Below are 14,686 nucleotides of genomic sequence, written 5' to 3' on the forward strand. Positions count from 1 at the left end.
GCCCCATCAGTAAGGATTGGCTAGGAGCGTGACAAGGGCATTAACAGTCCCTAATGAATACTGCCCCGATCAATGATCGTCTTCAGTTCTGAAATGGTCCGGCGATATATATCTGCGGTTTGGTTATAACTACTGACCAATCCCGAGGTATCATTCTGACGCCCCTTGAACTCCAGTTCTCGGGCAAGGATGGAGAGCTCCATCGCCCCCACATTGGCGCTACTCGATTTTAACGGGTGGGCTGACTTCACCAGGGCATCCATGTCACGATCCTTTACGGCATCCCGTATACCATGCATGAGCCCGGGCGCACTTTTTAGATAGCTCTCGAGCACGGAAACGAATTCGTCCTCCATGATCTCATACAACTCCTCCAAAACAGTGCGGTCTATCATGCCACTGACTGGCATACTGCTGTCTCCTTCGCTCTGCAAGCTTTCGCTCGATGTATCGATTGATTCCATCGATATCTCTTCACCGCCGCTGACCTGTTCCACCACCAATCGCTCCTCACCCTGGCCGATCATCTCCTCCATGGGCAGCCACTGACGCAACATATTCTCAAGTTGAGCCGGTTTGACCGGCTTCGAGAGGTAATCATCCATGCCGACCGCCAGGCATTTTTCCCGATCCCCCGCCATGGCGTTCGCAGTCATGGCAATCACCGGCGTGCGCATCAGTCCATGGGTAGCCTCCCTATCCCTGATCGCCTCAGTCGCCTCATATCCATCCATGCGCGGCATCTGGCAATCCATCAGAACCACATCGAACTGTTCCTGATGCATGGCCTCCATCGCCTCCATACCGTCATTTGCTGTTATCGGCGAAAGCCCCGCCTTCTCCAGCATTTTCTTCACTACCGCCTGATTGACCGGGTTATCCTCAACCACCAGCACGCGTCCCGCGAGTCGGGTGTGTTGCATCATTGCTTCGCGGTCCTCCTCCCTCTCGCTCCCCGGCTGCCTAATACCCTCCTCGCCACCCTGCTTGTCAAGCCAGTTCAAGTGATCGTCAGGCAACCGAGGAACCGGAACCTCTTCGGGTGTGGTGGACGCCGTCGATATTTGCTCCACATCGAAGATTCTATACAGACGCTGTTTGATATCCTTGCTTCTGCCGCTACTGCTCAAACACTCAATCGACAAGCCCTCGAGCGTTTCGATGCTCTCTACCGGAACATTGATCGCCAAAACACTGACATCTCTCATGTGGGCAATCTCACGTGCGGAATTGACAACCTGAAGCAGATTGACACTGGTGAACTCAGCATCGATCACGAGCAGTTCATAGCGCCAACTGGCGCCCAGATTTGCTGACGTTTTCAGTTTGGATAGTGCGTCGTACTGGTCATCTGTTTGCTCCAGTATCATCCCCAGTTCTTTTAGAGAATTCGCCAATACCTTGATTTCAGGGTTATTTTTTTCAGCCAACAACAGAGTGCGGATATCATTGAGATTTCGTCGGCTGGAAGGAATCTCCTGCAGTGACTTTCTCATCGGTAGAATAAACCAGAAATAGGATCCCCTTCCTATATGAGACTTCACGCCGATCCGTCCCCCCATCAGTTCGGTCAGGCGCTTGCAAATGACCAGGCCCAATCCTGTTCCACCATGTTTTCTGGTGGTCGATGCGTCAGCTTGAGAAAACGGTTCGAAAAGACGCTGCACGTGTTCATCCGACATCCCCATACCGGTATCTCTTACGGCAAACAACAATTCCACCTCTGTCCGTGTCGACTGACGGGTGGAAACCTCCACGGAGACTTCGCCCTTCTCGGTGAATTTTACTGCATTGCTGACCAGGTTGGTCAGGATCTGACGAAGCCGGATTGGATCTCCACGCACGATTCTCGGCACATCCCGGGCAATATTATATGTAAGCTTCAAACTGCGCCGATCAGCGGCGTTTTTCATCAATGACGTCACCTGACTGATGACATCCTTTAAGGTGACATCAATAAACTCCAGATCCAACTTGCCCGCTTCGATCTTGGAGAAGTCGAGAATATCGTTGATGATACTGAGCAACACCTGGGAAGAGTTGAGCGCAGTGGTGACAAATTGCTTTTGTTCACCATTCAGTTTAGTCTCCAACAGCATTTCAAGGATCGGCAGGATGCCGTTCAGCGGAGTCCTGATTTCATGACTCATTGTGGCCAGGAACTCTGACTTAGCGAGATTTGCACTCTCAGCAGCCTCTTTGGCCAGGAACAGCTCCTGCTCCACTGTTTGTCGCTGATCATTCTCCACGATCAGACGACTTCTCATTTCGCTGAGCTCGGTCTCGGAAGCGACCATGCGTTCATGCAGCAACACGCGGTTAGCGGCAAGCAGCAGGAAACCCTGCTGATACACCATCATCCAGGCTGATAGTATCAACAACGCCAAGGCATAGGCGATCATCCCGATCAGAAATTCATCGGATACGAGATCTTTGTTTCCTGAAATGCTGAGAAACACGAGTGCGGAAGCGGTCAGGACGAAAATGATGCTAAAAAAGGTATCTATGGTCAGCAGCAACGCAGTGAGAAGAAAAACCGTACCGATCAATACCAGATCTATGACCAGGTAATCGGTCTCCATGGGATGGGTCAGCAGATGGATCAGTGCGGCGGCCCATAACAATCCCAGCATAAAAATGCCGGGCAACAACGCATAACGCCACATCTGTATGCGTTCCAGGGCACTTCTGCGCACAATAAAGGTCAGCACGGTCTGACCTACCAGGACCACTGTCAGCAAACCACCCCAGATCAACCCCAACGGGATTTCCCAGGCCCTGTTTAGATAAAAGAAGATCAGTCCGGCAATAAGGTTGGCAATAATAAGCGTCGTACCGTTTGCATATAACAACCGTACCCGCTCTTTTTTTATTTTAATCGCTTCTTCGTTTGGATCTGTCATGCCCGATTGCCCGGGTTATAAAACCCCCACCATATGTGCATAAATTAGCATATTAAGCCTGGACAAGTGTAGCAAATCTGTGCAATTAAAGCCTGTTGTCGCACTTGTTTCTGCAGCGTCACCAATTATAGTAGTGTCGAATGATCTTCTCTCTGTCAGCAATAGTGAGACATTCGACCGTCACTCAAACCCGCGTCCGCCATGATAACTGATCCTGCAGTCATTGATGAGCTAATCAGACAGTTTCACTTTTTACAGTGTGCCGATGCCGATTTCGTGCGGCATTTTTTTGGCAGTACTAAAGTCATACATCTGCCAGCTGATCAACCGATATGCCAGCAAGGCATGCAGTGCAGCCACCTGGCACTGGTGATCGAAGGTACCGCCAGGATCTATAAAATCGGTGAAAACGGCAGAGAGATTACCCTCTATCGGATTGGTCCCGGGGAAAGCTGCATCCTGACCGCCTCCTGTATCATGAGCCAAAAGCCCTTCCCGGCTTTTGCCGTCAGCGAACAGCCAATACAGGCCGTGATCATATCAACATCCGATGTCGTACGCTGGTCAAATACTGAGCAAGCCTGGAGAGATTATCTGTTCCGGCTTATCAGCGAAAGACTCAGTGATGTGATCAGCGTTGTCGAAGAGGTCGCTTTCCGGCGAGTGGACCGCAGGCTCGCAGGCTACCTGCTGCAGAATACCGACAACGTCAGTAACCGCATGCAGGTCACACATCAATCGATTGCTTCCGATCTCGGCACTTCCCGTGAAGTGGTGAGTCGAATATTAAAGGACTTCGAGCAACAGGGTTTGATCTCAATCACCCGGGGCGCAATAACCCTGGAGGACCGGGATCATCTGAATGAAAAAAGCACTGAGTAACGACTCAACCACGCATGACAGTGTGTGACTTTGTCACATACTAAGCTGATTGCTCCAGGTATGCTCAATCCTCAACGACGCCGGGATGCTCGTAGCACATCCATTTAGTGGGGGCGTATCGCTTTTGACCAGTCAATAAATTAAGGAGCGGATCATGACTCAAAATATCGGCAGTATTGAACGAATAATCCGAATCGTCGCAGGTTTGGCGATTCTCGCCTGGGGTTTTCTTCTGAGTGACCCCATCAACTGGTGGGGCGCAATCGGTGCGGTTCCCCTGGTCACCGGCCTCGTCTCCTTTTGTCCCCTGTGGACACTGTTCGGAATCAACACCAAGAAGACGGCCTGAAACGGCCAGGTGATAAATTTACGCTAATCCTACAGCCCTGGCGCAAGCTAGGGCCTGTCAATCACCTCTTCCTCGATTCTCTTTGGCCAAGCGACCAAAACAGCCTGTACCAATGTGGCCAGGGGAATTGCGAAAAAAACACCCCAAAAGCCCCAGAATCCGCCAAACACCAGGATGGATACTATGATCGCAACCGGGTGCAGATTGACCACCTCGGAAAACAACAGAGGCACCAGCACATTACCGTCCAACGCCTGGATGACGAAATAAGCCATAGCCAGCCACGCAAAGTCACTGCTCCAGCCCCATTGAAACCAGGCGATGAAGAGTACAGGGATAGTGACCACAGCCGCCCCGATGTATGGAATGATCACCGACAGCCCCACCATCATCGACAGCAGAAGAGCATAATTCAATCCAAGCAGTCTGAATGTGACGAAGCTGACCGCCCAGATAATGACGATTTCCCAGAATTTACCCCTGACATAGTTGGCTATCTGTTTATCCACATCGTTCCAAACAGTACCTGCAAAGCGTCGATGCCTGGGCAGATACATCACAAACCAATCGATGATCAGGTGTTTGTCCTTCAAAAAAAAGAATACCAGCAGCGGCATCAGAATCAGGTAGACGATCAATGTGATCACACCGACGACCGAGGCGAGGGACCAGGTGACGGCCTGTTGTGCAAATGAGGCGATCTCATTCCTTATCTGTTGGATAAGCTGATCGACCTGCTCCTGTGGAATCAGATCGGGATAGCGTTCCGGCAGTTGCATCAGTGCTTGCTGCCCCATGGAAATCATGATCGGCAACTGCTGCAGAAACTCTGTCACCTGGTTGGACAGGAGCGGCATCAGGCCAAACATGACCAGCGTGACAAACAACAGGAACAGGATAAATACAATCAGTACTGAGGGAAATCTTGGAAATGAGCGTTTCTCCAACTGAGAAATAACGCCCTCCAGCAGATAGGCAATAACGATGCTTGCCAACACCGGGGCGAGCATATCCCCCATGGTGATGACGACACCAAAAAAGAGCAGCAGAAAAAGCGTCAGGAAGACGATCTGAGGATCGGAAAAGTAACGCTTGAACCAATTTGTTACAACCTGCATAGGACTACCTACTTGAAGGCACTACAGAGGGTCTGTTAACGATCATCAAGATAATTTTGGTAGTGCCGGGCAAACAGTGCCTCCAACTCATCGATGACCGATACGGCATCACGTCCCTGCATCATATGGGCCATCATCAATGACGACGTTTCATCAAGCAACCGTTCTCTTTCGAGCATGAAATAGCTTTCTGAAAGACGCTTGATGGCCTTCACAACAGACTCCTCCTGAGGCCGTTCGATCTGCATTGGTTCATGAATCCCCTCTTCCTCCGGCTCACCCTCGACACTCTCCTGACTCGACAGAAAAGCGGCAAAGGAGAGCAGGGTCTGTCGTTGCTGAGAGTCCAACCGATCGAAGAGGTCCAGTAACCGCTGCTGGTCAGCCGCTAGTTTCTGCTGTTTTGGAACAAAATGCACAATGATTCCGTCCTCTGCGTCGTTATCGATAAGACAACGCTGTCACAATGACCGGGCTACTAGGGCCTGTTAACATTAATCCAATCGGCCCTGCTGTAATGTCATATACTAGAGCTGCTCCTCGGCGTGATCTTCACAATAACCCCTGGCAAAATCGAGCAGCTCTTCCATGGCACGCAGCCGGAATTTCTGCTTTTGATGAACAAAAGAGAAAGGACGCTCCAGCTTCGGCATCAGATTGATGGCGCGCAAGGTATCCAGTTTCAACTCTTTCTGGATAGTGGCACGGGAGACCACGGAGACCCCCATCCCCGCTTCAACTGCACCTTTCACCGCTTCCGGGCTGCCCAGCTCCATAGAGATGTCCATCGCAGTATCGCAGGAGTTGTTTTCAAGATATTCATTGATCACTTCCCGGGTGCCCGACCCCTCTTCACGGCAAATAAACGGGTATTCAAGAAGTTTCTTTATCTCTACCGATTCAAGATTGGCCAGGTCATGACTGGGTGGCACGATCGCAACCAGATGATCCTCACGACACATCTCCACTACCAGATTCTTATTGCCGACCGGGGCTTCGACAACACCCAGATCGATTGTGTTGTTCTCGACCATCGAGACGATGCCTTCTGAGTTAGAGACCCGCAAGTGGATGGTGACCTCCGGGTAACGGGCGCCGAAATCACCCAGTAGCGCGGGCAGCATATATTCGGCGATCGTTGTACTGGCGCCGATTGTCAGTGCTCCCCTGATTTCACCCGTCATCTCACGAACGGAGTTTTCCATATCGGCATAGAGATCAAAAATCCGGTCAGCGTACTCATACACACGTTCACCAGCCTCTGTCAGGCTGATGCGATTATGGGTACGGTCAAACAGGCGGGTATTGAAATACTCCTCAAGCTGACGTACCTGGAAGGTCACGGCCGGCTGAGTCATATGCAGGGTCTCCGCCGCTTTGGTGAAACTTAATAGACGCGCAACCGTATGAAAAACTTGTAATCTTCGATCCGCCATTGTATTTATGGTCCTATCAACCAGCCTTTAATCTAGATAAACTCAATTTATACCATATCTCATCAGGCTATGGGAGTTGTTAAGGCAAACTGACAGGGATGAGGCGATATTGGAAGAAATCGTTATGGAAAGCACCGCTCAAGATGTAAATTCAGGACTTGAAAACATGGTAATTCGATGAAAAATCCTCTAGCCTCACAAAATCAGTCTCAATGCGACTCCAATGGGTACGCCTATGTCGCATCAGAACGGCCCGGCTCACCGACAAGTATGCAGGGGTGATCGGGGCAGGTTTACAATAATTGATAATCACGGCGGAGGAAATATGCGGACACACTATAAGAAAACCCTTCAGATTTCTCAGCTGGCGCTGGCCTGCAGTGCAGCCTTGCTGACGATGAATCAGGCAGCTCAGGCGTCAGGTTTTGCGGTTCCCGAATTGAACATTACCGGCCTTGCCCTTTCCAATGCCATGGTTGCAAACCCTGATTCCCTCTCAGCCATCGCCTATAATCCCGCTGCCATGGCATTTCATACGGGTAGTGCCTTGGAACTTGGCCTGCTGCTGGTTGTGCCGGACCTGAGCGTCGATACGGGATCCGGAACCGTAGACAGCGAGGCAAACGATACCGTAGCGATTCCTGCCTTTACCGCCTTTACACAGCTCAATGAAACCTGGTCTCTTGGCCTGTCCGTCAACGCACCTTTTGGATTGGAGACTGAATGGCCCGCGGGAACATTCGATGCACAGTATCCACCCGGCACCACCATACCGACACAGAGCAAGCTGGAGATTGTCGCTTTCTCCCCCAGTGTGGCCTACAAAATTAACGAGAATGCCAGCCTTTCCGGTGGTGTCGACTACTATTGGATGCGCGAAGTCATCTTCAACGGTGATATCAATGCCGGCATGCCGGGTTCAAATCCCGCAGCCGACCTGGAAGGTGACGGTCGCGGTGTGGGCTTCAATCTGGGGTTCATGGTCGACCAGGGCAGGTGGAGCTTTGGCGGCAGTTACCACTCAGAGGCAAATATTCCGGTAGAGGGCACGGTCGAACTGCCGGCAGGTGCGCTACCCTCTTTCCTGACGAACAAGGTAAATGCCGATCTCAAATTACCCTGGCGTCTGCAGGTCGGGGTTAGAAACCAGGCTACGGACAAACTCGCCATTGAGTTCGATGTCACGCGAACGGGCTGGAGTTCGTTCGATAAACTCGTCGTCGACCAGGATCAACTGGGCACCAATATCGTCACCAGTCTCAACCAATGGGATGACGCCAATGCCTACCGTATCGGTATCAGCTACGATTTCACCCAGGCAACCCAACTGCGCATCGGATACACCTTCGATGAAACGCCGCAGGATGATAAGTTTTACAGCCCACGCATACCCGATGCGGATCGCCAACTCTTCAGCCTGGGAGTGGGACACACCCTGAGCAACGGCTGGACCATCGATGCCGGTTATATGTATGTCAAATTCGATGACAGAACGCTGGATATCGATCCGACGTTCGTTCATGCGGCACCGGATGCCGGCGAAACCAACGGTACCAGCGCCGTCAATGGTGATTATGATTCGAGTGTCCACCTGTTTGGCATCGGCATCAAGAGACAGTTCATGTAAGCAGACACGTTTTCATAAACATCGAGCCCCGGGTACCCGCTTGGGGCTTTTTTTTTGCCTTTTCCGCAGATCGTTACAACGTAAAACAACAAGCCGCAAATGGACGCTAATCACTGCAAAATATCGCAATGGTATGACAATATGCGTGGTTACCACGCAATCCATTACCTTTTCAATTGAATCAAGAATTCCTAAGGTTTACAGAAACCATGGCATTGGGTTTGAAATTAATTGGTCGGCTTTCTTGGCAGACAATTTGCGTTTTTATTTGCGGTGATTAGCGTCCATTTGCGGCTTGTTCTCCAACTGTTTCCCACCAAATCAGGGGTAGAATCTTTTTCTGCGCCAAAAAAAAACGCCGCCCTTTTGGGGCGGCGCCGTGACTGCATTTTACAACGGGTTAGATGTAAAGGCAGATATCACTGGTACCCGCAAATTCAAAGAAGCGTGCGGCACCCGCATATTCGATACCGTCTATGAACTCGCTGGTGTTCATCTCAAACAGATCGACCGTCATTTGACAGGCAATCAGCTTGACTTCGGCTTCCTGGCAAAGCTCGCGTAATTCGGTGAGATCCGCTACCCCTTTGGAGGCCATCTTTTTCTTCATCATACCGGTCATCATGCCCTGCATTCCCGGCAGAGCCAGACCCAGTACCGGAAACCACTTATCCATACCCATCGGCATCGGCATACCGGGATTTCCCAGTGGCGTCACCTCCAGGTCGAGATTCTTTTTCAGAAGCTGCAGGCCATAGAAGGTGAAAAATATTTCAGTGTCATAGCCGAGGGCGGCAGCGGTGGAGGCCAGAATAAACGGAGGATACGCCCAATCAAGGGAACCTTTCGTTGCGATTATGGCTAACTTTTTTTCGTCTGACATTGTGTTGTCTCCTGAATAACTCCAATCAGGCCTTCTTGATCAGAAATTCAAATTTACCGCCGACCTCTTTAGACTCCATCAACTCATTGCCGGTCTGGTTGGCGAACGCCTCAAAATCCTTCACTGAACCTGGATCGGTAGCGATGATGTGCAATACTTTGCCGGATTCCATACCATTCAGGGTTTTCTTAGCACGCAGAATAGGCAGTGGACAATTGAGCCCGCTTGCGTCCAGTTCTTGATCAAAATCTGCCATGGTATGACCTCCAGCTATAATCTTAATGTGGTTATGTTTGTCGTTAATAAACAGACGGACCTTTATATGTCATGCGTCTGACAAACGCAAGTGACCGGGCAGCCCGAATGTCAATGAATACTGCGCTATCACTGATAGCCAGTGTCGATAACTAACTCGCCAGTCTGGCGGCCAGTTGAAAGCCCGATCTTGCCCAACCCAATATGCCACTACGCAGATTGATTGCGTTCTGGAATCCCTGCTGGGCCAGATAGGCACATGCATGATAGGAACGCGCTCCGCTGTGACAGTAGAGTATGATCGCTTTGTCTTTTGGCAAATCGCTGATTTTCAAAGGTATTAGATGCATCGGCAGATGTTCTGCATCTGGCAGTACCCCCTGAGCGATTTCACCCGCGCTACGGATATCCAGCAGCAGGAAGTCATCGCCCTCGTTGATACGGGCCTGAAGATCGTGAGCATCAATTTCCTGAATCATCACTTGCCGTTTCGCCTTTTGAAAACTAATAACAGGGTTAATTAGTATATTAATGTGTTTAAATATTGCAAGTTATATTACCTCAGTTAAGCTTAGGTTTTTCAGGGTGATTGAGTCATGATAGAGTCACGGTCAATAAAACCAAACTCGTCGAGTATTACACTATCTGGTTGTTTTTATTATGGAATTTTTCCCTATTTTCCTCAATCTGAAGAATCGCTCCTGCCTGGTCGCGGGTGGTGGGGCCATTGCTGAAAGAAAAATGGCGCTGCTGCTGAGATCGGGTGCCGATGTGACTCTGATCTCCCCCGATCTATGCCACAACCTCACCACCTGGCGTGATATGGGACGATATACACACCTGGCCAGAGAATTCCGGGATGAGGACTTGTCAGGGCAACATCTCGCCATCGCGGCCACCAACGACTCCGCGGTAAACCGACACATTGCCGAGATAGCCGGCAATCTGCGCATACCGGTCAATGTGGTCGATCAACCGGAACTGTGCAGTTTCATCGTACCCTCAATCATTGATCGCTCTCCGGTTGTCGCCGCAATCTCCACGGGTGGCGCCTCACCCGTCCTGGCGCGTCTGATCCGCTCCCGTCTCGAATCCTTGATACCTGCAGGTTATGGTCGCCTGGCACAACTCTGCAATCGCTTTCGACAACGGGTAAAGGAGCGTTTCGCAGAGCCCGCAGAGAGGCGGCTGTTCTGGGACCGCATTCTCCAAGGGGGAGTTGCTGAACGGGTATTCTCCGGTCATGACGACGAAGCCGACCAGTTGATGGAAAAGGCACTGAGTATACCCATTTCACCCGATGAGACAGGAGAGGTCTACCTGGTCGGCGCCGGCCCCGGCGACCCGGATCTGCTGACTTTCCGTGCCCTGCGTTTGATGCAACAGGCAGACGTGGTTATCTATGACCGCCTGGTAGCCAAACCGATTCTGGATATGACCCGTCATGACGCAGAGCACATCTACGTCGGTAAAGAGCGTGACAAACACACCATGCGTCAGGAAGAGATCAACCAACTGCTCGCAAAACTCGCCAAGCAGGGTAAGCGGGTATTGCGACTGAAAGGTGGAGATCCCTTTATTTTCGGACGCGGCGGTGAGGAGATCGACACCCTGGCCGCAGAGGGGGTCCCTTTCCAGGTAATACCAGGCATAACCGCCGCTTCCGGCTGCGCCTCCTATGCCGGCATACCCCTGACCCACAGAGACTACGCCCAGTCGGTGACATTTGTTACCGGCCATCTGAAAGACGGCAGTATGAATATCAACTGGGAAATGCTGGCACAACCGAATCAGACCATTGTCTTCTATATGGGTCTGGTTGGCCTGCCTGTCATCTGTCGAGAACTACAGAATCATGGTGTCGGCGGGGGAATGCCGATCGCATTGGTTCAACAGGGCACAACACATATGCAACGGGTATTCACGGGGACGCTTGACACGATTATGGATATCGTTGAACAGGAACGTCCAAAACCGCCAACCCTGATCATCGTCGGCCATGTAGTGGAGTTGCAGGAAAAACTGGCATGGTATGAAGCGCCGCCCCATTCGGAACAGGGCGCCACCTCGCCGGTCGACTACTAGACTCTAGAGTTATGAGTTTTTAGTTATTAGTTTTGAGTTGAATAAGGGAGATAAACAATTAGAAAAGCAAACTTTTCAACTCAAAACTAATAACTAAAAACTCATAACTATTATTTTGGTCTGAGCTGTTCCTCGCGTAGTTTGGGTGTGAAATAGTCATCGGCCTGCTCGATTTCGACCGCCTTACCCAGCTTGTCCACAAGAGGTTGTTCATAGTCGTTCCAACCCCGAAGACCGGTTTTCAGAGAGACTACATTTTCATAACCCAGTACATGCATGGAATATGCGGCGAGTACACTGCGATAGCCGGAGCGGCAGACAACGATGATTTCACGCTGCCGCGCATTCACCAGTTCCGGAACCGTCTCCTCATAGTCCCATTCGCATGCCGACTCGAGAATACCCCGGGGTACGGCGAGCGAACCCTCGATATGCATCGCGTCATACTCATAGGGTTCACGCACATCGACAATCAGTAACCCGGGGTTGTCTTGCATCCGTTCTTCCAGATCCCAAGGCATTATCTCTTTGACATCAGTGAGACTGTCACTGATCAAGTTTAAGAAGTTTTTCATCTATCTTTCTAGGGCCTTTTAACACTGATCCAATAGGCTCTGCTGAGACTATGTTTTCGTCCGGCAATGCAATGAAACCTCAGATTGGCACGGGGGTTCCTGCCGTATGGGGACGTTCCGCTATTTTCCCTCGATTGAAATGATTGAAATCGTAGATGACAGAAAAACCTATTTTCTGTTTTCATGCCCTGATAAATGTCATGCATGACACAAGTCAAAGTTGTCCACGAGAACAGAGATTCTGCTCTACTGCGATCACCGCTGCCTCAACCCTGGAATGGACCTCCAGTTTACGCAGTATCGCTTTTACGTGTAATTTTACCGTACCGTCAGAAATACCCAGATTGCGGGCGATGACCTTATTGCTCTGACCATCAGCCAAGTGGCAAAGGATCTCCCGTTCACGGGGCGTCAGCTCATCCAATGAAGAGGTCGGTGGTGAGTTGCCTTGACTTTCCCCCTGTACTGCCTTAGCCAACACGCCGGTCAGCTCCTTTGCGACAACCGTCTGCCCCTGTTTAATCTGCTGCAGCGCATCAATCAATTCATTGGGTTCCATATCCTTCAGCAGATAACCCTGGGCGCCATTTTGCAGGGCCTCAATGACATCCGACTCTTCACGGCTGGTCGTCAGCATGCTGATTGGCATATCCGGATAGTGCTTACGCAGCACGCTCAACACCTCGGTGCCGGTCATGTCAGGCATACGCATATCGAGAAGCACCACATCCGGACGCTCCGTCGCCACAGTCTCGATCCCCTTCAGGCAATCGCCAATGGCGATGACATCGATGCCACGACGCTCCAGCAGTTCCTGCAAGCCGATACGGAAAAGGGCGTGATCATCTATCAGTAATACCCGCATCTTGTTTCACCTCTGTAGACTTGCTTCATTTTTTTCATTGCGGATCACCAACTCTACCCGGGTACCCTCACCGGGTTCACTCTCGATCGACAATTCACCACCGACTCGCCTGGCCCGCTCCTCCATAATAGATAGCCCGATGTGTTCTCCAGGATTTCCCTGCGGCACTGCTCCCTCAAAACCCACACCGTCATCCTCCACCAGAATCAGATAACTACCCGGACTGCGGCAACGTAACAAGACGCGGATTGTGTGGGCTTTGGCGTGTTTACGAATATTGGCCAACGCTTCCTGCACAATTCGCAGCGCCTGCATCTCCTGGCTGGTATCCAAATCCGTTTTAAGGCAATCGGGTTGAAAGAAGGCAGGTATGCCTGTCTCCTGATTGAAACGCTCTACCAGCTTGCTCAGCGCCGGTACCAACCCCCGTTGGTCAAAGGGAGCCCGGAAGCTGTTGATCAGCTCCCTTAACTCGTCATGGGCCTCATCCAACCCATTGTGCATTCTTTGCGCCTCCTGGATTGCCTTCTCGGAGATCGGATTGTTTTGCAACGTTTCCTCCAGCATACGGACCTGAAAGCGCAAGCTGGCAATGGTTTGCGCCAACGAGTCATGCAGTTCATGGGCCAATGAGGTTCTCTCTTCGACGATCGACAAGCGCCACGCTTCCGAGTCCGAGCGCTGTTTGGCGACCGCCATACCAAGATGACTGCCAATGGTGTTCAGGATATCAAGCACGTCCTCCCGGCCGTCGTAGATGCCGGGTTTGTCCACATACAGATGATAGAATCCAAGTACGTCACCGTGATACCACATAGGCACCGATACACGCTCAACCTCATTCGCCCCGTACATGGTCCGGTTATTTCTGCGGGAGCAGACACGGGCATCCTGGCTGCAGAGAATATCACCCGGAGACAGTGCGATGCCGCACTGACAGAGTTTTATCGGCAGCATCTCCTGTTCATTGTAGAGCCTTCCCTGTAGGTCGATACAGCCGACCTGGCGTACCCGGTCATCCTGCAAAACCAGGTGCACGGTGGCTGAACGGGCGTTTACCATGCGCTTGAAGACACCCATATACTCCAATAGCAGCTCGTCAAGATTTTCCGACTGATTGATACCCGCCGCCACATCGTACAACACTTGCAGGGAGGTGGTCTTCTGGGCGAGTCGTGCTGTCTGGCGGGCCACCCGAACCTCCATATCCTCGTAGATATCGGTAAGCTCCTCGCTGAGACTATCGATATCGCGGGCCATGCCGCTGAGCACACCGGTCTGTTCATGACCCTTGCTGGCAACCGGTTCGCCCTGACAGACCTGATTGACGAATTGTTCCAGCGACGACAGTGGATGCAATAGTTGACTGCGAAGGCGTATCAGCACCAATATCAGGGAAAAGAGTGTCAACACTATGCTTAACAACAGTACAACCTGCAATGTGGAACGTCCCTGCTGATAACTGAACATTATCAATACAGTAAACAGGCTTGCCACGACACTGCCACCCAAAATCGATATGGGCAGGAGCAGGTTACCGGTAAACAGGATTCTCAGGCTTGGCCAGTGCTTCGAATCGATCAAACCCTCGATCCAGGTTAATTTATCTTGCGGACGATCATTACCCCCGGCAATGTCAGGGACTTTGTTCATCGACAGCTGTTCCTCTTCGGCTTGCATAGACAGACTCTATCACGAACCCGGAATT

General features: G+C 51.2%; 14 protein-coding genes. 4 read left to right on the plus strand and 10 right to left on the minus strand.

Annotation, left to right across the window (positions count from 1 at the left end; all coding sequences use genetic code 11):
* Positions 1 to 50: 50 nt before the first annotated feature.
* Positions 51 to 2,903: an ATP-binding protein gene (locus AB8516_RS09385; protein WP_369160109.1), complete on the minus strand. Its 2,853-nt coding sequence runs from the start codon at positions 2,901 to 2,903 to the stop codon at positions 51 to 53.
* A 201-nt stretch (positions 2,904 to 3,104) separates the two neighbouring features.
* Here AB8516_RS09385 and AB8516_RS09390 point away from each other — a divergent pair, with 201 nt between their 5' ends.
* Together AB8516_RS09390 and AB8516_RS09395 are read left to right on the plus strand one after the other, a co-directional pair.
* On the plus strand, positions 3,105 to 3,785 hold the full coding sequence (locus AB8516_RS09390; protein WP_369160111.1) for a Crp/Fnr family transcriptional regulator: 681 nt from the start codon (positions 3,105 to 3,107) through the stop codon (positions 3,783 to 3,785).
* Positions 3,786 to 3,939: 154 nt separating this feature from the next.
* Positions 3,940 to 4,134 (plus strand): DUF2892 domain-containing protein, encoded by a 195-nt coding sequence (locus AB8516_RS09395; protein ID WP_069121826.1) that lies wholly within the window; start codon positions 3,940 to 3,942, stop codon positions 4,132 to 4,134.
* A gap of 47 nt (positions 4,135 to 4,181) precedes the next feature.
* Here AB8516_RS09395 and AB8516_RS09400 read toward each other — a convergent pair whose 3' ends face one another.
* The 3 genes from AB8516_RS09400 to AB8516_RS09410 form a co-directional block, all read right to left on the minus strand.
* The gene (locus AB8516_RS09400; RefSeq protein WP_369160114.1) at positions 4,182 to 5,252 is read right to left on the minus strand and encodes an AI-2E family transporter; all 1,071 of its coding nucleotides are present in this window, start codon (positions 5,250 to 5,252) and stop codon (positions 4,182 to 4,184) included.
* A 35-nt stretch (positions 5,253 to 5,287) separates the two neighbouring features.
* Positions 5,288 to 5,671 carry a hypothetical protein gene (locus AB8516_RS09405; protein ID WP_369160116.1) on the minus strand — a complete coding sequence of 128 codons (384 nt, stop codon included), beginning with the start codon at positions 5,669 to 5,671 and terminating at the stop codon, positions 5,288 to 5,290.
* A 108-nt stretch (positions 5,672 to 5,779) separates the two neighbouring features.
* Positions 5,780 to 6,688, minus strand: a complete 909-nt coding sequence (locus AB8516_RS09410; RefSeq protein ID WP_369160118.1) for a selenium metabolism-associated LysR family transcriptional regulator — start codon at positions 6,686 to 6,688, stop codon at positions 5,780 to 5,782.
* Positions 6,689 to 7,013: 325 nt separating this feature from the next.
* Here AB8516_RS09410 and AB8516_RS09415 point away from each other — a divergent pair, with 325 nt between their 5' ends.
* Positions 7,014 to 8,315: an OmpP1/FadL family transporter gene (locus AB8516_RS09415; RefSeq protein ID WP_369160120.1), complete on the plus strand. Its 1,302-nt coding sequence runs from the start codon at positions 7,014 to 7,016 to the stop codon at positions 8,313 to 8,315.
* Positions 8,316 to 8,715: 400 nt separating this feature from the next.
* Here the strand turns inward: AB8516_RS09415 and AB8516_RS09420 are convergent, their stop codons facing one another.
* The 3 genes from AB8516_RS09420 to AB8516_RS09430 form a co-directional block, all read right to left on the minus strand.
* The gene (locus AB8516_RS09420) at positions 8,716 to 9,198 is read right to left on the minus strand and encodes a sulfur carrier protein DsrE2 (protein ID WP_069121822.1); all 483 of its coding nucleotides are present in this window, start codon (positions 9,196 to 9,198) and stop codon (positions 8,716 to 8,718) included.
* Between the two features lie 25 nt (positions 9,199 to 9,223).
* Positions 9,224 to 9,454 carry a sulfurtransferase TusA family protein gene (locus AB8516_RS09425; protein WP_068987885.1) on the minus strand — a complete coding sequence of 77 codons (231 nt, stop codon included), beginning with the start codon at positions 9,452 to 9,454 and terminating at the stop codon, positions 9,224 to 9,226.
* A gap of 151 nt (positions 9,455 to 9,605) precedes the next feature.
* Positions 9,606 to 9,932, minus strand: coding sequence for a rhodanese-like domain-containing protein (locus AB8516_RS09430; RefSeq protein WP_369160123.1), 327 nt, complete (start codon positions 9,930 to 9,932; stop codon positions 9,606 to 9,608).
* Between the two features lie 181 nt (positions 9,933 to 10,113).
* Here AB8516_RS09430 and cysG point away from each other — a divergent pair, with 181 nt between their 5' ends.
* Positions 10,114 to 11,538, plus strand: coding sequence for a siroheme synthase CysG (cysG, locus tag AB8516_RS09435; protein WP_369160125.1), 1,425 nt, complete (start codon positions 10,114 to 10,116; stop codon positions 11,536 to 11,538).
* Positions 11,539 to 11,648: 110 nt separating this feature from the next.
* Here the strand turns inward: cysG and AB8516_RS09440 are convergent, their stop codons facing one another.
* The 3 genes from AB8516_RS09440 to AB8516_RS09450 all read right to left on the minus strand — a co-directional run bounded on the left by AB8516_RS09440 (position 11,649) and on the right by AB8516_RS09450 (position 14,658).
* A complete protein-coding gene (locus tag AB8516_RS09440) occupies positions 11,649 to 12,113 on the minus strand; it encodes a rhodanese-like domain-containing protein (protein WP_369160127.1) in 465 nt (154 codons plus the stop codon).
* Positions 12,114 to 12,327: 214 nt separating this feature from the next.
* Complete coding sequence (locus AB8516_RS09445; RefSeq protein WP_369160129.1) at positions 12,328 to 12,978, minus strand: response regulator; 651 nt, start codon at positions 12,976 to 12,978, stop codon at positions 12,328 to 12,330.
* A gap of 6 nt (positions 12,979 to 12,984) precedes the next feature.
* Positions 12,985 to 14,658, minus strand: a complete 1,674-nt coding sequence (locus tag AB8516_RS09450; protein ID WP_369160131.1) for a GAF domain-containing sensor histidine kinase — start codon at positions 14,656 to 14,658, stop codon at positions 12,985 to 12,987.
* Between the last annotated feature and the right edge of the window lie 28 nt (positions 14,659 to 14,686).

Origin of the sequence: Candidatus Thiodiazotropha sp. LNASS1, from assembly GCF_964212655.1 — a bacterium.
In the GTDB taxonomy this organism is placed as follows: Bacteria; Pseudomonadota; Gammaproteobacteria; order Chromatiales; family Chromatiaceae; genus Thiodiazotropha.